Source organism: Paracoccus subflavus (assembly GCF_004310345.1).
Classification (GTDB): Bacteria; Pseudomonadota; Alphaproteobacteria; order Rhodobacterales; family Rhodobacteraceae; genus Paracoccus; species Paracoccus subflavus.
In genome coordinates this window covers 83,977-100,537 of record NZ_SISK01000001.1, presented here as the reverse complement: position 1 = coordinate 100,537, position 16,561 = coordinate 83,977, and the positions used below count along the sequence as shown (strand labels likewise).

16 protein-coding genes and 2 tRNA genes are annotated in these 16,561 nt (G+C 66.4%); 3 read left to right on the top strand and 15 right to left on the bottom strand.

What is annotated here, in order from left to right; genetic code table 11:
* Window positions 1–112: 112 nt before the first annotated feature.
* The 5 genes from EYE42_RS00515 to EYE42_RS00495 form a co-directional block, all read right to left on the bottom strand.
* Entirely contained in the window at window positions 113–1,351 is a 1,239-nt protein-coding gene (locus EYE42_RS00515; RefSeq protein ID WP_165455669.1) for an abortive infection family protein, read from the bottom strand.
* Window positions 1,352–1,595: 244 nt separating this feature from the next.
* Window positions 1,596–3,854, bottom strand: coding sequence for an adenosylcobalamin-dependent ribonucleoside-diphosphate reductase (locus EYE42_RS00510; protein ID WP_130989359.1), 2,259 nt, complete (start codon window positions 3,852–3,854; stop codon window positions 1,596–1,598).
* A 62-nt stretch (window positions 3,855–3,916) separates the two neighbouring features.
* A complete protein-coding gene (gene olsA / locus EYE42_RS00505) occupies window positions 3,917–4,777 on the bottom strand; it encodes a lyso-ornithine lipid O-acyltransferase (RefSeq protein ID WP_130989358.1) in 861 nt (286 codons plus the stop codon).
* A complete protein-coding gene (gene olsB / locus EYE42_RS00500) occupies window positions 4,774–5,583 on the bottom strand; it encodes an L-ornithine N(alpha)-acyltransferase (RefSeq protein ID WP_246020530.1) in 810 nt (269 codons plus the stop codon). Before olsB ends, olsA begins: the two co-directional genes overlap by 4 nt.
* 129 nt (window positions 5,584–5,712) lie before the next feature.
* On the bottom strand, window positions 5,713–5,892 hold the full coding sequence (locus EYE42_RS00495) for a DUF3553 domain-containing protein (protein WP_130989357.1): 180 nt from the start codon (window positions 5,890–5,892) through the stop codon (window positions 5,713–5,715).
* Between the two features lie 39 nt (window positions 5,893–5,931).
* Here EYE42_RS00495 and EYE42_RS00490 point away from each other — a divergent pair, with 39 nt between their 5' ends.
* The gene (locus EYE42_RS00490; RefSeq protein WP_130989356.1) at window positions 5,932–6,555 is read left to right on the top strand and encodes a histidine phosphotransferase family protein; all 624 of its coding nucleotides are present in this window, start codon (window positions 5,932–5,934) and stop codon (window positions 6,553–6,555) included.
* A 7-nt stretch (window positions 6,556–6,562) separates the two neighbouring features.
* On the opposite strand, the gene EYE42_RS00485 is transcribed toward EYE42_RS00490, so the two are convergent.
* From EYE42_RS00485 to EYE42_RS00470, 4 genes are all read right to left on the bottom strand, one after another.
* Complete coding sequence (locus EYE42_RS00485; protein WP_130989355.1) at window positions 6,563–7,828, bottom strand: glutamate-5-semialdehyde dehydrogenase; 1,266 nt, start codon at window positions 7,826–7,828, stop codon at window positions 6,563–6,565.
* 147 nt (window positions 7,829–7,975) lie between these two features.
* Window positions 7,976–8,052: transfer RNA gene (locus EYE42_RS00480), tRNA-Asp, on the bottom strand.
* A gap of 23 nt (window positions 8,053–8,075) precedes the next feature.
* Window positions 8,076–8,152 (bottom strand) — tRNA-Asp (locus EYE42_RS00475).
* A 68-nt stretch (window positions 8,153–8,220) separates the two neighbouring features.
* Window positions 8,221–9,342, bottom strand: a complete 1,122-nt coding sequence (locus tag EYE42_RS00470) for an anhydro-N-acetylmuramic acid kinase (protein WP_130989354.1) — start codon at window positions 9,340–9,342, stop codon at window positions 8,221–8,223.
* Window positions 9,343–9,401: 59 nt separating this feature from the next.
* Here EYE42_RS00470 and tyrS point away from each other — a divergent pair, with 59 nt between their 5' ends.
* Together tyrS and EYE42_RS15885 are read left to right on the top strand one after the other, a co-directional pair.
* Window positions 9,402–10,649: a tyrosine--tRNA ligase gene (gene tyrS, locus EYE42_RS00465; RefSeq protein WP_130989353.1), complete on the top strand. Its 1,248-nt coding sequence runs from the start codon at window positions 9,402–9,404 to the stop codon at window positions 10,647–10,649.
* Window positions 10,650–10,771: 122 nt separating this feature from the next.
* The gene (locus EYE42_RS15885) at window positions 10,772–10,915 is read left to right on the top strand and encodes a hypothetical protein (protein WP_165455668.1); all 144 of its coding nucleotides are present in this window, start codon (window positions 10,772–10,774) and stop codon (window positions 10,913–10,915) included.
* Between the two features lie 73 nt (window positions 10,916–10,988).
* Here EYE42_RS15885 and EYE42_RS00460 read toward each other — a convergent pair whose 3' ends face one another.
* The 6 genes from EYE42_RS00460 to EYE42_RS00435 form a co-directional block, all read right to left on the bottom strand.
* Entirely contained in the window at window positions 10,989–11,999 is a 1,011-nt protein-coding gene (locus EYE42_RS00460; RefSeq protein ID WP_165455667.1) for an SPOR domain-containing protein, read from the bottom strand.
* 66 nt (window positions 12,000–12,065) lie between these two features.
* Window positions 12,066–12,698 (bottom strand): uracil phosphoribosyltransferase, encoded by a 633-nt coding sequence (upp, locus tag EYE42_RS00455; protein WP_130989351.1) that lies wholly within the window; start codon window positions 12,696–12,698, stop codon window positions 12,066–12,068.
* A complete protein-coding gene (locus EYE42_RS00450) occupies window positions 12,695–13,654 on the bottom strand; it encodes an adenosine deaminase (protein ID WP_130989350.1) in 960 nt (319 codons plus the stop codon). Before EYE42_RS00450 ends, upp begins: the two co-directional genes overlap by 4 nt.
* Window positions 13,651–14,850: a phosphopentomutase gene (locus tag EYE42_RS00445; protein WP_281277790.1), complete on the bottom strand. Its 1,200-nt coding sequence runs from the start codon at window positions 14,848–14,850 to the stop codon at window positions 13,651–13,653. The genes EYE42_RS00450 and EYE42_RS00445 overlap by 4 nt, the downstream gene beginning before the upstream one ends.
* A complete protein-coding gene (locus tag EYE42_RS00440) occupies window positions 14,847–16,130 on the bottom strand; it encodes a thymidine phosphorylase (RefSeq protein WP_130989349.1) in 1,284 nt (427 codons plus the stop codon). Before EYE42_RS00440 ends, EYE42_RS00445 begins: the two co-directional genes overlap by 4 nt.
* Window positions 16,127–16,522 carry a cytidine deaminase gene (locus EYE42_RS00435; RefSeq protein WP_130989348.1) on the bottom strand — a complete coding sequence of 132 codons (396 nt, stop codon included), beginning with the start codon at window positions 16,520–16,522 and terminating at the stop codon, window positions 16,127–16,129. The genes EYE42_RS00440 and EYE42_RS00435 overlap by 4 nt, the downstream gene beginning before the upstream one ends.
* Between the last annotated feature and the right edge of the window lie 39 nt (window positions 16,523–16,561).

Below are 16,561 nucleotides of genomic sequence, written 5' to 3'. Positions count from 1 at the left end.
GACGCACTGCACACTCCGTTGGGTGATACGCCCGAGCCGAAGTTTCATTATTAAATGCCGAGAGATCGCCAGCCACGAAGTCCTACTGGCACCTCCGATCAAACGCACGACATTACTGACTCGAATGACGATCAAGCACGAAGTCCACGAAGGTGCTGGCCGCACCTATTGCCAGCCGGGCATGCCGTGGCTGAAGTCCCCTGAACCCCCTTCCACGGCCATGCCCTTTTCCGTAGGCGTTTCTGAGCGGTGCCAGAGAGTGGGCGATTCTGCCCAAGCTGGTGAGGATGTCACGGATTTCCGAGGCGCCCTTAGTGGTATCTTCGATCCCTTCAGGCATGATTTTTAGCTCCTTGCGCAGGAGCTTCAACAGATCTGGGATTTCAGCCTTGCTGGAATACTCAACCTTGCGGTCGTCCAGAATCAGCTTGCAACAGCTTTCCACAATCTCCTTGGCTAGGGCAATTGCCTCCCCCGGCTCGCTGTCGCCTATGCGCTCCAGCCTGCGAAGATCCTCATACAGCGTTTCCGAGTTCAGGGTAGCGGCGACCGCCTTGATGCGCTGCAAAGGCATTCCGAGGGCATGAACCTTCCGCTGGGCTTCGAAGACGGGCCGACCAGCAAGCACCGTGTCTTCGACGAGTTCCCATCCGTCCGCCGCCAGGTGTCCGTTGAACGCTTGAACGAGCGTGGCCTGTTCGTCCGCATCGGTTCGCACGATTGGGTGAACGACCTCGCAGATGAACTTCAGCAATGTTTCCTGATCCGTTGCGTAAAGCCTAAAGCGGGGATCGCTGTAGACCCAGTCCAGCGGCCAGTCATCGTTGTTGATACAATGCTGCCAGATGTCCCCTTCAGCCGTTCCGTAACGGCTGTCGCTGGAGGACATTGAGGACAGGTCATAGATCCGACTGAGGAACGCGATCTCGTCCAGCGCCCCGTACCAGATCGTGCCGCGAGCCCGCATCTCGTCCAGCAAGGCGGCCCGGGTTCGCGGACCAATTTTTCCGTCAGCAACCTTCGAACCGTTCTGAGCAGTTCGGAGCAGGGCTATTTCCGCATGGACCCAGAACCCTTCGTCTTTTCGGAACACAAGTTGGATGTTTGCGTTGATGACGTCCGCTATCTCTTGCCGGAGCGCATCGACTGAAACAAAGACGGATACGGGGAGCCTTATGTAAATGGTCCATAGCTCCGTTCCACCGTTCCAGTTGTCCATGCCGGTTTGTTGGAGATCGATTTCGGCCTGCGTAATTACACGCAGAGCATCATTTTCACCTTTCGCCCTGAGTAGCTCGACAACCGTTGGAAGTGCGCCTTCGATTTGTCGTCTGATGCTGAGATAGCGCATTCTTCGCCTTGCCTGTGGGATTCCCCCGCACGTCCTTCGTGTGCTGGCTCAATCATGGTGACGGAACGGTGTAAAGCAAGCTGTTGCAACCCAAACGTTGAAAACCGGCTGCCAGATGGTCATGCCAGCCATAACTTTTTCTCTCTTCGCGCGGAGGAAAACTTTTGCCTTGCGAAAGGAATAATTATGGGAGGCAAAAGGAAAATTTTTGGCTGGCAGGACACAAGAACTATCTCCTCCAATCCTATCCGCATTTCGAATGTCCGCAACTTGGGCAAATCATGCATCCTTCGTTCATGCGCATTCCGTATTGGCCGCAATTCGGGCAGGCAGGACCCAGGGGACGTTCTGTGTCGTCCGCCAAATCCGCGCGAGGGTCGGATTTCAGGCCCAGCCCCTCGGCCGCCAGAAATCCGATGGCGATCATGTGGCGTTCGATCACGCCCCCGATGGCGGCCAGGATCGAGGGGACATAGCGACCCTCCATCCAGGCGCCGCCGCGGGGGTCGAACACGGCCTTCAGTTCCTCGACCACGAAGCTGACATCGCCGCCACGCCGGAACACGGCGGAAATCATCCGGGTCAGGGCCACCGTCCAGGCGAAATGCTCCATGTTCTTCGAATTGATGAAGATCTCGAACGGGCGGCGGCGTCCGTCCTGCACGACATCGTTGATGGTGATGTAGATGGCGTGTTCGCTGACCGGCCAGCGCAGCTTGTAGGTCGCCCCTTCGAGCGTGGCGGGACGGCCGAGCGGCTCGGCCATGGAAAGGCCGGTTCCGCTGGCCGGTGGCTCGGGCCGCGATGCCTCGCCGACCGACAGCACGCTGCCGGTGACATCGTTCGGGCGATAGGTCGTGCAGCCCTTGCAGCCCAGATCCCAGGCCAGCAGATAGACATCCTTGAAGGCGTCGAAGGAAATGTCCGGGGGACAGTTGATGGTCTTGGAAATGCTGCTGTCCACCCATTCCTGCGCCGCCGCCTGCATGGCCACGTGGTCCTGGGGCGCCAGGGTCTGGGCATTCACGAAATGGTCGGGAAAGGGCGCCTCGCCATGCAGGTCGCGCCACAGGCGGACGGCGTAATCGACCACCTCCTCGTGCGTCACCGAGCCGTCCTTCTGCAGGACCCTGCGCGTATAGGCAGGGGCAAAGACCGGTTCGATCCCCGAACTGACATTGCCGGCATAAAGGCTGATGGTGCCGGTGGGGGCGATGCTGGTCAGCAGGGCATTGCGGATGCCATGCCGTGCCACCGCCTCGCGCACGTCGGCATCCATGCGCCCCATGAAGGCCGATGCGAGAAAGGCGTCGCGGTCGAACAGGGGAAAGGCGCCTTTCTCGCGCGCCAGATCGGCTGATGCCAGATAGGCCGACCGGGCGATGGCCCTGGTCACGGCCCGTGTCCAGTCCACGGCATCGGGCGACCCATAGCGCAGGCCCAGCATCAGCAGCGCGTCCGCCAGCCCGGTCACGCCCAGGCCGATGCGCCGCTTGGCCTGCGCCTCGGCCGCCTGTTCGGGCAGCGGAAACCGGGACACATCGACCACATTGTCCATCATCCGCACCGCCACGCGGACCAGATCATCCAGTTCGGCCATGTCCAGCCGGGCCTGCGGCGTGAACGGATCGCCGACCAGCCGCGCCAGGTTCACCGACCCCAGCAGGCAGGCGCCATAGGGCGGCAGGGGCTGTTCGCCGCAGGGATTGGTGGCCGAGATGGTTTCGGCATAGTGCAGATTGTTCTGCTGGTTGATCCGGTCGATGAAGATCACGCCGGGTTCGGCATAATCATAGGTCGCCCGCATGATCTGGTCCCACAGATCCCCGGCGCGGACCGTCCGGAACACCTGCCCGCCAAAGACCAGATCCCAGGATGCGTCCTCTCTGACCGCTTGCATGAAGGCGTCGGTCACCAGAACCGACAGGTTGAACATGCGCAGCCGGGTGCTGTCCTGTTTCGCGGCAATGAAGTCCGCGATGTCGGGGTGGTCGCAGCGCATGGTGGCCATCATTGCGCCCCGGCGCGACCCGGCCGACATGATGGTACGGCACATCGAATCCCAGACATCCATGAAGGACAGCGGACCCGAGGCATCGGCAGCCACCCCCTGCACCGCCGCCCCCCTGGGGCGCAGGGTGCTGAAGTCATAGCCGATGCCGCCGCCCTGCTGCATGGTCAGGGCCGCTTCCTTCAGGGCGTCGAAGATGCCGGCCATGCTGTCGCGGATCGTGCCCATGACAAAGCAGTTGAACAGCGTCACCGATCGGCCCGTCCCCGCGCCTGCAAGGATGCGACCGGCCGGCAGGAAGCGGAAATCCCGCAACGCGGCCTGGAAGCGGTCCTCCCACATCGCGGGATCGGCCTCGACCCGCGCCAGATCGCGCGCCACACGGCGCCAGGTGTCCTCGACCGTGGCATCGACCGGCTGCCCGGTCGGGTCCTTCAGGCGGTATTTCATATCCCAGATCTGTTCGGCGATGGGGGCTGCAAAAAGGGCCATGTCAGACCTCTTGGGGCATGGAATAAATCTTCCACAAGATATGGTTTGTTCCGATGGTCCGATCAAGCGTCCAGACGGTCCAGCCCCCCGCGCACGGCCTGTTCGCAGGCGGCGGCCAGCGTCTTGCGCGTGTGCCCGGCCACCCGGACGGGATCGTGCAGGATCACCGTGATCCGCCCCTGCCGCCGCGCCGCCAGAACCGCCAGCAGATGCGGGCCCAGTTCCATGTCGCCCCACCAGCCATAGAATCGCGGATCGGCATCCAGGGGCGCGCGATAGACTGCGGTGACCGGCTGGATTGCAAGACCGGCAGGCAGTTCCGGGTCCAGAAACCCCTGGAACAGGGTCGGCTTGAACGGCAGCAGCCGGCGACCGTCGCTGGAGGTTCCCTCGGGAAAGAACAACAGCCGGTGCCCTGCCCCGACGCGAAGCGCGAATTCACGGGCCTGCGCCCGCGCCAGCCTGGGGTCGCGGACCACGAAATGCGTGTCCGTCACGCGGGTCAGGATATTGACGCCAGGCCAACCCGCCACCTCGGCCTTGCTGACAAAGAACACGGGCATTGCGGCGTTCAGTGCCAGGATGTCCAGCCAGCTTGAATGGTTGGACACCACGGCGCCCGGCCCCTGCATCGGGGTGCCCCGCCTTTCCCAGCCGATGCCCATGACGGCCAGCGTCAGGCGGCAGACAAGCTGCACATGCGGTCCCGTCCACGGGCGCCGCCGGCCATGGAACGCCCGTTCCACCAGCCGCAGGGGCAGGATCAGCACCACGCCCAGCAGCAGGATGGCGACGGCGGCGGCGCCCCGGCGCGCGACGCGCAGCCAGTCGCGCAATCCCCTCGGGCCTTTCAGCGGGGGGGGAACACCGTCGCGCCATGTCACCCCGGCCGGCCGGGGGTCGGCGCAACCGGTATCGGTCATCGCGGCTGCCACCGGCTTTCGTAGAACTGCCGGTGCTTGTCCGACATGGCTGCCGTGTCCATCAGCAGGAACACGTCGGTTGTGTTGAAAGCGCGGTCCACGAAGGCGCCGTCGCCCACCATGCCGCCCAGCCGCAGATAGGCCTTGATCAGCGCCGGCATTCCCAGCATCGCCTCGCGGCGGTCAAGACGATCGGGCGCGATCAGGTCCATCCGGTGATAGCCCGGCGGCAAGGCGCGGGGGCGCAGGTCGCCCGGCGCAAGATGGTGGTGGTGCAGCCACGACAGCGAAGGCGCCAGCATCGTCGGGTCGGTGCCATGGAAACTGGCCACCCCGAACAGGATCTCGACTCCGTGATCCAGGACATAGTCGGCCAGGGCGTTCCACAACAGGAACATCCCCGTGCCGCCGCGCTGCGCCGGATCGACGCATGACCGGCCCAGCTCCAGAACCGGTCGGCCGCAGCGTCTCAGCGGAGTCAGGTCGTATTCCCCGTCGCAATAGAACCGGCCGAACGCCTCGGCACGGTCGCCCCTCAGCAGGCGATAGACGCCCACGACATGATCCAGGTCATCGGCGGACCGGCGGTTGTCGATCAGGCACAGGTGATCGACCACAGGGTCGAAATCGTCGCGTTCCAACCGGGCAGCGTGATCGACATGGGGACCGTCGCCGCCCAGTTCCTCGATAAAGACCCGATAGCGCAGCCGCTGCGCCGCCAGCAGATCCCGTTCCGACACCGCCAGACGGATATCGAACAGGGGCGGATCGGATCCGAGCCGGCTGACGGGCACTGACATGGACATCGCTTTCTCCTTAGGCAGCCATGCGGCGCATTGCAACGGTGCGCAATCTGCGCAAATCCGAAAGGTTACGGTGCGTCAAGGGTTGCGCAAAACAATCAAAGGTTGCAATCGTGACGGCTGCACCAGTCATCAGCCCGGTTGCGACCAAACGATGTCCAACGAAATCCGCCTGCCGTCGATCACCTGCTTTCCCGCTTCGGAAAAGTTGACCGTGATGCGGTCGCCGATGCGCGACTGGACCTGTCCCACCCCCCATTCGGGGGCGCCGGGATGGCGCACGATCATGCCGGGTTCCAGAATATCGTTCACGGCCTTGTCCCCTGCCTGTCATCCGAAAGGTAATGCCCGATGAACCCGGATACAACGCGCATCTCACCCGGCGAACTGGCCCAATTGCTGGGATCGCGGCTTTGCCACGACCTGGTGTCCCCCCTGGGCGCCATCGGCAACGGGGTGGAACTGCTGGAAATGTCGCCCGAATTTCCCGGCATCAATGCCAGTCCCGAACTGAAACTGATCGCAGAGAGCGTGTCCTCGGCCCGCGACCGCATCCAGATCTTTCGCGTGGCCTTCGGACAGGCGCAGGGGGAACAGCGCATATCCCGCGCGGCCTTGACACAACTGCTGGACGGGTTTTCCGGGCATGGCAAGATGACCGTGATGCTGGATGCCGAGGGGGATTTTTCCCGGGCGGAAATCCGGATGCTGATCCTGGCGATGATGTGCCTGGAAACCGCGATGCCCTGGGGCGGCAAGGTGACGGTGCTGCACGGCCCCTTTGGGTGGCGGCTTGTGGCCGAGGCGTCGCGGACCAAGGCAGACCCCGCGCTGTGGGCATGGCTTGGCGGCGATGCCCCGCGCAGCCCCCAGCCGTCAGAGGTGCATTTCCCCCTGCTGGCCGAAGCCATCGGCCAGGCCGGCCGCGCGGCCCGGTGGGAGGTGGACGAGGCCGGGGCCGAGATCGTTTTCTGAAAACCCGTCAGGCGCGCACCGTTCCGTCGCCGCGCACCAGATACTTGAAGCTTGTCAACTGTTCCGCCCCCACCGGGCCGCGGGCGTGCATCTTGCCGGTGGCGATGCCGATTTCGGCCCCCATCCCGAATTCTCCGCCATCCGCGAACTGGGTCGAGGCGTTGTGCATCACGATCGCGCTGTCCAGGGCCCCCAGGAAACGGTCGGCTGCGGCGGCATCTTCGGTGATGATCGATTCGGTATGCTGGCTGCCGAACCGCCTGATGTGGTCGATGGCGCCTTCCACGCCGTCGACCAGTCTGGCGGCGATGATCATGTCCAGAAACTCGCGCCCGAAATCGTCGGCCTGCGCCGGAACCGTTCCCGCGATGGTCGCCAACTCGCCTTCGGCCCTGACCTCGACCCCGGCGTCCAGCAACGCCCCGATCAGCGCGGCACGGTGGCGTTCGTCATAGCGGCGGTCGATCAACAGGCACTCGGCAGCGCCGCAGATGCCGGTGCGGCGGGTCTTGGCGTTCAGGACCACCCGAAGCGCCTTGTCCGGATCGGCCCGCCGGTCCACGTAAACGTGGCAAATCCCCTCGAGATGGGCAAAGACGGGCACCCTCGCCTGTTGCTGGACAAGGCCAACCAACCCCTTGCCGCCGCGCGGGATGATGACGTCGATCAGCCCCTGGGCCTGAAGCATGGCGGACACGGCCGCCCGATCCCGCGTCGGCACAAGCTGGATCGCCGCCGCGGGCAGGCCCGCCTGGCGCAGCCCTTCGACCATGCAGGCGTGGATCGCCTGGCTGGAATGCAGGCTTTCCGACCCCCCGCGCAGGATCACCGCATTTCCCGACTTCAGCGCCAGGGCCCCTGCATCGGCGGTGACATTGGGACGGCTTTCGTAAATCACGCCGATCACGCCGATGGGTGTGCGCACGCGCTGGATATGCAGCCCGGTCGGCCGATCCCATTCGGCCATGACCTGGCCGACCGGATCGGGCTGGGCGGCGACCGCGCGCAGGCCCTGTTCGATCCCGCCCAGGCGGTCCGCGTCCAGCCGCAGCCGATCCAGCATCGAATCGGCCAGGCCCTTGTTGCGGGCAAACTCCATGTCCTGATTGTTCGCCGCCAGGATATCGGCCTGGCGGCGATGCAGCGCATCTGCGGCGGCGGTCAGGGCCGCCTGCTTGCGTTCGGACGATGCCTGCGCCAGCTCAACCGCTGCCTGCCGCGCCGCCTCGCCCATCCGCGCGATCAGCGCCGCTGCATCCTTGTGCTCGATCATGACAACCACCCCGCGGTTCTTGCTGATGACATGACCCATCCCGGCCAGGGCTTCAACCCGCCCCTTCGACCCGGAACGAAGATCAGGGGCAGGCCCCGGCGGCCGGAGCAAGTGCCCGGAGCGGCATAGCATATCGTGATAAAGGAGTGGCGCGGTTGACGGGGCTCGAACCCGCGACCCCCGGCGTGACAGGCCGGTACTCTAACCGACTGAGCTACAACCGCGCTGCATCATGGGCGAAGGGTGGTGGCGCGGTTGACGGGGCTCGAACCCGCGACCCCCGGCGTGACAGGCCGGTACTCTAACCAACTGAGCTACAACCGCACACTCACCTTCCCCGACCGTATCGCCCGCCGGGGTGAGGGGCGGTTTACGCAGGCCGTGCGCCCCCGTCAAGGGCGCGTCACAAAAAATCGGCGGCGCGGATGGCTGATCCGCCCGCCGCAGCAGGGCGCCGGAACCCCGGTCGTCGTCGGCCCCGAGGTCGGCAGGCCCCGCATGACCCGCGCGGCCAGCCAGCCAAAGGCCTGCGCCTCCAGCATGTCGCCGTCAAGGCCCGCGGCCTCGACCGGGCGAATCTCGCATGGCAGCACCTCGGCCAGCCGCGCCATGATGACCGGGTTGCGCCGGCCGCCGCCGCAGACCAGCAGGACAGAGGGGACATCGGGCAGCCAGCGGAACCCCGCCGCGACCGCGCCTGCCAGGGCCGCGACCAGGGTGGCGGCGGCATCGGCATCGGACAGCGGCGTGATGGCGGCGGCGAGATCGGCGAACTGGTCGCGGTCAAGCGACTTGGGCGGCGGGCGGTCGAAATACGGATGGCGCAGGAAATCTGCGACGATGCCAGCCTCGGCCCGGCCCCTTGCCGCAAGGGCCCCGCCCTCGTCATGGCTCCGGCGCAGCCGGCGCCGCATCAGGTCGTTGATCGGTGCATTCGCGGGTCCGGTATCGAAGGCAAGGCAAGCGCCCGGCGATTCAGGCGCGGCGGCGGTGGGATCGACCCAGGTGATGTTGCCGACCCCGCCCAGGTTCAGAAAGGCGACCGGTTGCGCGGGCAGATGCCCCTGCCCGACCGCCCAATCCGCGCAGGCCCAGTGGAAGAATGGCGCCAGCGGGGCGCCTTCGCCCCCCTGCCGCACATCCTCGCTGCGGAAATCCCAGACCACGGGGCGGTCGGTTTCGCAGGCCAGGGCAAAACCGTCGCCCGCCTGATGCGTCCCCCTGCCCTGCGGATCATGGGCCAGCGTCTGCCCATGATAGCCGATCAACTCGGCCTCGGGGAAATCGGCGGCCATCGCGGCATGGCCTGCGACCGACAGGGCCGCCGCGTCGGCCACCCCGTCCTCGCCCGGCCAGCGGCCGAGGCTGGCGTGCAGGGCGGCGGCTTCGTTGTCGGAATAGGCCCTGAACGCGCTGCGTCCGAACCGGCCGATCCGCACCCCGTCGGTATCGATCATCGCCGCGTCCACCCCGTCCATCGAGGTGCCCGACATCATTCCCAGAACCCGGATCATCGCGCTTTCCCTTGCCTGACCCAGCCGGTATATCCGCGCCGATCAGAAGGAAAAAGCCGATGACCCCTTTCAGCCCCAGATCCGACTTCCTGCGCGTGATGATCGAACGCGGCTATGTCGCCGACTGCACGGATTACACGGGGCTGGACCAGGCACTGCTGGACGGCCCGGTCACGGCCTATATCGGCTATGACGCGACCGCGGCGTCGCTGCATGTGGGGCATCTGCTGAACATCATGATGCTGCGCTGGTTCCAGAAGACCGGCAACCGGCCGATCACGCTGATGGGCGGTGGCACGACCAAGGTGGGCGATCCGTCATTCCGGTCCGAGGAACGGCCCCTGCTGGACGATGCGGCGATCCGGTCCAATATCGACGGGATGGCGCAGGTCTTTGCGCGCTACCTGTCCTATGGCGATGGCGCGGCCACCATGCTGGACAACGCCGAATGGCTGGACGGGCTGAACTATCTGGAATTCCTGCGCGACATCGGCCGGCATTTCAGCGTCAACCGGATGCTGTCCTTCGAATCGGTGAAATCCCGCCTGGACCGCGAACAGTCGCTGTCCTTTCTGGAATTCAACTACATGATCCTGCAAGCCTATGATTTCCTGGAACTGCATCGCCGCCACGGCTGCCGGTTGCAGATGGGCGGGTCGGACCAGTGGGGGAACATCGTCAACGGCATCGACCTGACGCGGCGGGTCGACGATGCCGTGGTCTGGGGCCTGACCTCTCCGTTGCTGACGACCAGCGACGGGCGCAAGATGGGCAAGTCGGCGGGCGGCGCGGTGTGGCTGAACGGGGCGATGCTGTCGCCCTATGACTTCTGGCAGTTCTGGCGCAACACCACCGACGCCGATGTGGGCCGGTTCCTCAAGCTTTATACCGAACTGCCGGTCGAGGAGTGCAACCGCCTGGGGGGCCTCCGGGGCTCGGAGATCAACGAGGCCAAGGTGCGGCTTGCCAACGAGGTGACAGCCCTGCTGCATGGCGAGGACGCCGCCGCCCGCGCCGAGGCCACGGCGCGCGAGGTGTTCGAGCAGGGCGGTGCTGGCGGTGATCTGGAGGTCACGACCATCGGCGCAGAGGCCCTGTCGGGCGGGCTGACGGTGATGCAGTTGCTGGTCCAGGCCGGTATCCTGTCCTCGGGCAAGGAGGCCAAGCGCCTGATTGCCGAGGGCGGCTTGCGGCTGAACAACCAGGCGGTTCTGGACCCGCAGATGCCGGTCGATGCCGCGCTGATCGGTGACGGTCTGAAGGTGTCGATCGGCAAAAAGCGTCACCGCATGGTCACGCTGGCCTGATGCAGGGGCTGCATGGCAGCCTTGCGCGGCCCCATGACGCCGCGTCGCGCGGGTGGACGGAACGGGGGCGCGACCCTATCTGTGTGGTCGGGAGGATCAACTTGATCCGAAAGACTGAAAAGATGGCACAGACCGAAAACCGACCCCTTGGCCTCGTCGCCCGCACCTTGCAGGCCGAAGCCGATGCCGTGCTGGAGCAGATGTTCGGCTATTTCACCCGTGAGGATGCGCCGCGCCTGGCCGAGGCCCCCCGCCGCGCCGCCTGATCCGCATCGACAGCACAGAAGTGTCCGGGGGCGTTCGCGCCCCCTTTTGTATGGGTCTGTCGATGCCCTGGGCCTATCTGGCCGAGGCGCGCGGATACCCGCTGGACCGCAGAAGGGTCAGAGCCCTGACCAGGGCCTGCCGGTCGGTGAACGGTCCCGCCAGGATGGCCTTTGCGATCCCATCGCCGATCCGCTCGCTCCGTTGGGCGGTGCGATATCCCATGACCGACAATCCCCGCAAGGCGGCCAGGGCATTCCCTTCGTCCGCGTAAACGCCGATCTGGACATAGCGGGCATGGGCCGGGATCATCTCGACCGCGCCGGGCGATGCCGTCCGGTTTGGCCCCGTCCTGCCGGGCGCGTCGCGACGCGCCACCACCGAACTGGGCCGGGATGGCACCGCCGGGGCCTGCGGCTTGGCCGATCGGGTCGGCGCAGGCTGAACGGCGGACTTCGGCGGGGTTGCGTCCTGGGGAACGGGGGCAGTGTCCGGCTGCGGCGCCCTATCCGCATCCGCAGCCGGCTGGACCGTGGATTGCGCAAGCACGGGCTTGGGATCGGCCACCATGCCGGGACACAGCCCCTGGGTGACATCGTTTCCGGGTTGCTGGTCGGCCGCCGTTGCGGGGCGATAGCCCAGCCGCGCGCAAAGACCGACGGGCGCAGAAGGCGCCGTGATGTCGCGCAGACGTCGGTCAAGGGCCGCCTCTCGGGCAAGCGTTTCGACCAGGGCCGCCTGCGCGGGATCGGGCGCGACCTCGCGCAGCGGCTCGGCAGGCTTGTCTGTCAGCAGATCGCCGGGCTTCAACCCTTCGGCCAGTGCATCGGTCAGGACCTCCTCCACCGAGGGCGGAGGGGCGGCTGCAAGATCCGGTTCGGCGGGCTTGCTGGGGGGGAAACCGCAGACCGGCTGGCCCTGCCCGTCAAGACGGGGCATCCATTCCGTTCCCTCGCGCAGGAAAACGCAGCCGGTGCGGTCGATATATTGCGCGCCTGGATAATCACCAGGCGGGGGCGGTTCCGGCGCGGCCAAAATCCGTCCCGGCAGCCACATCACCAGCACCACCCAACCCCAGACCCGCATTGGCCACCCGCGATTCGATTCCATGAACCCCGAATAAGGCCAAAGCCTGAAGGTCCGGTTAATCGGTCACTTGGTTCCGAACATCCGGTCGCCCGCATCGCCCAGGCCGGGCACGATATAGCCGTGGTCGTCCAGCCGGTCGTCCAGCGCGGCGGTAAAGATCGGCACGTCGGGATGGGCCTGCCGCATCCGTTCGACACCCTCGGGTGCGGCCAGCAGGCACAGGAAACGCAGGTTGGTGGCCCCCCGCGCCTTGAGCATGTCGATGGCCGCGACGGACGAATTGCCGGTGGCCAGCATCGGATCCACGACGATGGTCAGCCGTGCGTCCAGTTCCTTGGGAACCTTGCAGTAATATTCCACCGGCCGCAGCGTTTCGGGATCGCGATACAGGCCCACGAAACCCACCCGGGCGCCGGGAATCATCTCCAGGATCCCGTCCAGCAGCCCGTTGCCCGCCCGCAGGATCGAGATCAGGGCAAGCTTCTTTCCCTCCAGCGTCGGGGCATCCATTTCGCACAGGGGGGTTTCGATGCGGGTCGTGGTCAGTTCCAGTTCGCGCGTGACCTCGTAGGCCAGCAGCAGGCTGATCTCGCGCAGCAGGCGGCGGAAACCGGCGGTGGATACATCCTTCTGGCGCATGATCGTCAGCTTGTGCTGGACCAGCGGGTGGTCGATGACGGTCAGGTGCTGGCTCACGAGAACTCCTTCAAAAGCCGGTCGCGGGTCGTCTCGTCGCAAAAGGCGGCGTCGGCGGCCCAGCGGTTGATCTGCCCGAATTCCGTATCGCCCCAAGCAAAGGTTTCGGCAAGCCGGTCGTATTCCCGACGCATCGTCGTATGGAAGAACGGCGGATCGTCGGTCGATACGGTGACGCGCACCCCGGCCTCGGCCAGCCGGGTGATGGGATGGGCGCGCCAGGACGGATAGACGCCAAGCGCGACGTTGGATCCGGGACAGACCTCCAGCGTGATGTCCTTGTCGATCAGATCGCGGACCAGCGCGGGGTCCTCGATGGCGCGCACCCCGTGGCCGATGCGGGTGCAGCCAAGCACGAGGGCGTCGCGGATGCTGTCGGGACCGCCCCATTCCCCGGCATGGCAGGTCAGGCCCAGCCCGGCCTCGCGCGCGCAATCGAAGCTCCAGTCATAATCGGTGGCGCGGCCCACGGCCTCGGCCCCGCCCATGCCGAACCCCGTGACCCAGGTGCCCGCTGTCTCGGCGGCACAGATTGCGGTTTTCCGGGCGCGATCCGCCCCGAAATGGCGGATGATCGTCAGGATGGCCCGGCTGTCGATGCCCTGCCTGCGCGCCTTGTCGGCAACCTCGGTCATGGCGGCCAGATAATCGCGCCAGGCCGACAGATCGCCGCCGCCGCAGAATTCGGGCGATACGAACAGTTCCGTATAGGCGACGCCCTGTTCGGCCGACCGTTCCAGAACCTCCTCCAGCAGGCGGGCATAGTCGCGCGGGGTTCGCAGCACGCTGGTCGCGGCCTCGTAGCAGCGCAGGAAACCGTCGAAGCCGTCATAGGCATAGGCGCCGCGTTCGTCGAAAACGCCCGAAAGATCGGCGCCCTTTTCCGCCGCAAGGCCGCGGATGAAATCGGGCGGGGCCGCGCCTTCCAGGTGCAGGTGCAGTTCGATCTTCTTCACAGGAACGACCTTCCATGATCGGGCGGCGGCAGATCCAGATGCGCCAGGATCGAGGCGCCGATATCGCTGAACCCCACCAGCCCGACCGCGCGCATTCCGACGCCGTGGCCCAGCACCGGCACCCGTTCCCGGGTGTGGTCGGTGCCGTGCCAGGTCGGGTCGTTGCCGTGGTCGGCGGTGAAGATCGCCAGATCGCCAGGGCGCAGTCCGGCCAGGAACCGGCCCGCGATGCCGTCGAACCATTCCAGTTGCGCGGCATAGCCGGAACTGTCGCGGCGGTGGCCGAAATTCGTGTCGAATTCCACGAAATTGGCAAAGGTCAGGCTGCCCGGTTCGGCATTCCGTCCCGACGCGATCAGGTGATCGGCCAGATCCGCGTCGGATTTGCCCTTGTGCAGGTGGGTGATGCCGCGGTGGCTGAAGATGTCGCCGATCTTGCCGATGGCATGGGTCACGCGCCCGGCCCCCTGAGCGATGTCCAGGATCGTGCGGCCCGGCGGGGCAATGGCGAAATCGCGCCGGTTGCCGGTCCGCCGGAAATCGCCGGGCGTTTCGCCCACGAAAGGTCGCGCGATCACCCGGCCGACGCGCATCGCGTGCAGGGTGGGGGCAAGCGCCTTGCACAGCGCGATCAGGCGGTCCAGACCGAAATGGACCTCGTGCGCGGCGATCTGCAACACGCTGTCCACCGAGGTATAGCAGATCGGCCATCCGGTCCGCAGATGCTCGGCGCCGAAATCCTCGATCACCTGCGTGCCCGAGGCGTGGCAGTTGCCAAGGATTCCGCCGGTTTCTGACAGTTCGCAAATCCGCGCCGTGATCTCGGGCGGAAAGGCGGGACGGCTGTCCGGAAAATAATGCCAGTCCCAGGGCACCGGGACGCACGCGATTTCCCAATGGCCGGACGGGGTGTCCTTGCCGCGCGAGATCTGGGTCGCCGCGCCCCACAGACCCTGCGGCGGGATCATCAGGCCGGGCGCATCCTGCCCCGAGGCAAGGCGCACCGCCGCGCCCAGCCCAAGCTGCGCCAGATGGGGCATATGCAGGGCGCGCGCCTGCGCGATGTGGCCCAGGGTATTGGCGCCGGTGTCGGGCAAGCCGGTGTTGAAGAAGGCGTGGGCATCCGGCGCGCCGCCGACGCCGACGCTGTCCATGACGATGAGAAAGGCGCGTCTTGCCGCAGCGGGTCTGATCACGGTGCGATCCTGCCACGGACCAGGGGGCCTGCCACGCCGTCCTGACCCAGGTGATAGGCGGCCTTCACGGCGGCGACGGCGATGTCCGCGGCGCTGTCATCGGCGGCATGGACCAAGGCCAGCGGGCGGCCCGGTCCCGTGGCGTCGCCCAGCTTTGCCAGCATGGACAGGCCGACGCGATGGTCGATCGCCTCGCCCGCGCGCACCCGCCCGCCGCCCAGCGCCACGACCGCATGGCCCAGCGCGGCCACGTCGATGCGAGACACGCGTCCCTCTGGGGCGGGAACGGGACGGATCACGGGGGCCGCCCGCAGATAGGCATCGGGGCGGTCCAGCAGATCGGCGGGTCCGCCCTGGGCCGCGACCATGCGGCCGAAGATCTCGGCCGCGGCGCCGGAATCCAGCAGCCGGGCCAGATCGTCGTCCCCCTGCCCGACCAGGTCCAGAACCTCGGACGCCAGGGCCAGGGTCAGATCCCGCAGGGCGCCCGCCTCGCCGTGCAGGACCCGGATCGCCTCGGCCACCTCCAGCGCGTTGCCCGCGCTGCTGGCCAGAGGCTGGTCCATGTCGGTGATCAGGGCGGTGGTCGGGCATCCGGCGCCATTGGCGGTTTCAACAAGGGCCTGGGCCAGGCGATGGGCGGCTTCGGGCGTGCGCAGGAACGCCCCCGATCCCGCCTTCACGTCGAGGACCAGGGCCGCCAACCCTGCGGCCAGCTTCTTGGACAGGATCGAGGCGGTGATGAGGTCGATGGATTCCACCGTCGCCGATTCGTCGCGGATCGCATAAAGTCGGCGGTCGGCGGGGGCGAATTCGCCGCTGGCGGCCACGATGGCACAGCCGACGCCGCGCACGATGCGGCGAAAGTCGCCCTCGGACTGGTCGCAGCGATAGCCGGGGATGGATTCGAGCTTGTCCAGCGTTCCCCCGGTATGGCCAAGACCCCGGCCCGAGATCATGGGAACGAACAATCCCCGCGCCGCCAGAAGGGGCGCCAGCACCAGGCTGACGGTATCGCCAATGCCGCCGGTCGAATGCTTGTCCACCACCGGGCCAGGCAGATCCCATTGCATGACATGGCCCGAATCGCACATGGCCCGCGTCAGCGCGACCCGCCCCGGCACGCCGATGCCGCGGGTCAGCACCGCCATCGCGAAGGCCCCCGCCTGCGCGTCGCTGACCGATCCATCGACCAGGCCCTGTGCGATCAGGGCCGCGCCGGGACCGTCAAGCCCTCGGCCATCGCGAATCGCCGCAATGACCGGGCGGGGATCGGTCATACCGTCCGGGCCATGTGACCGGCATCGAAGCGGCCCGGCAGCAGTTCCCCCACCGTGGTGGCCAGCGTCACGCCATCGGTCGTGGCCAGCAGCACCGGCGTGTCGTGGCGGCCGAACTCGGCCAGCTTCTGGCGGCAACCCCCGCAGGGCGGCACCGGCGACGGGCTGTCGGCGATCACCGCCACCTCGACCAGTTCGGTCTCGCCCGCCGCGACCATGGCGGCGATCGCCCCGGCCTCGGCGCAGGTGCCCTCGGGATAGGCGACGTTTTCGACGTTGCAGCCGCGATAGACATTGCCTGACACGCCCCTGACGGCAGCCCCGACCTTGAAGCGCGAATACGGAACATAGGCCATCTCGCGCACCTCGCGGGCAGCATCCACAAGCGACATTCCGTAACTCTCCCTGAATTCTCGCAACAGTTTCGCGCA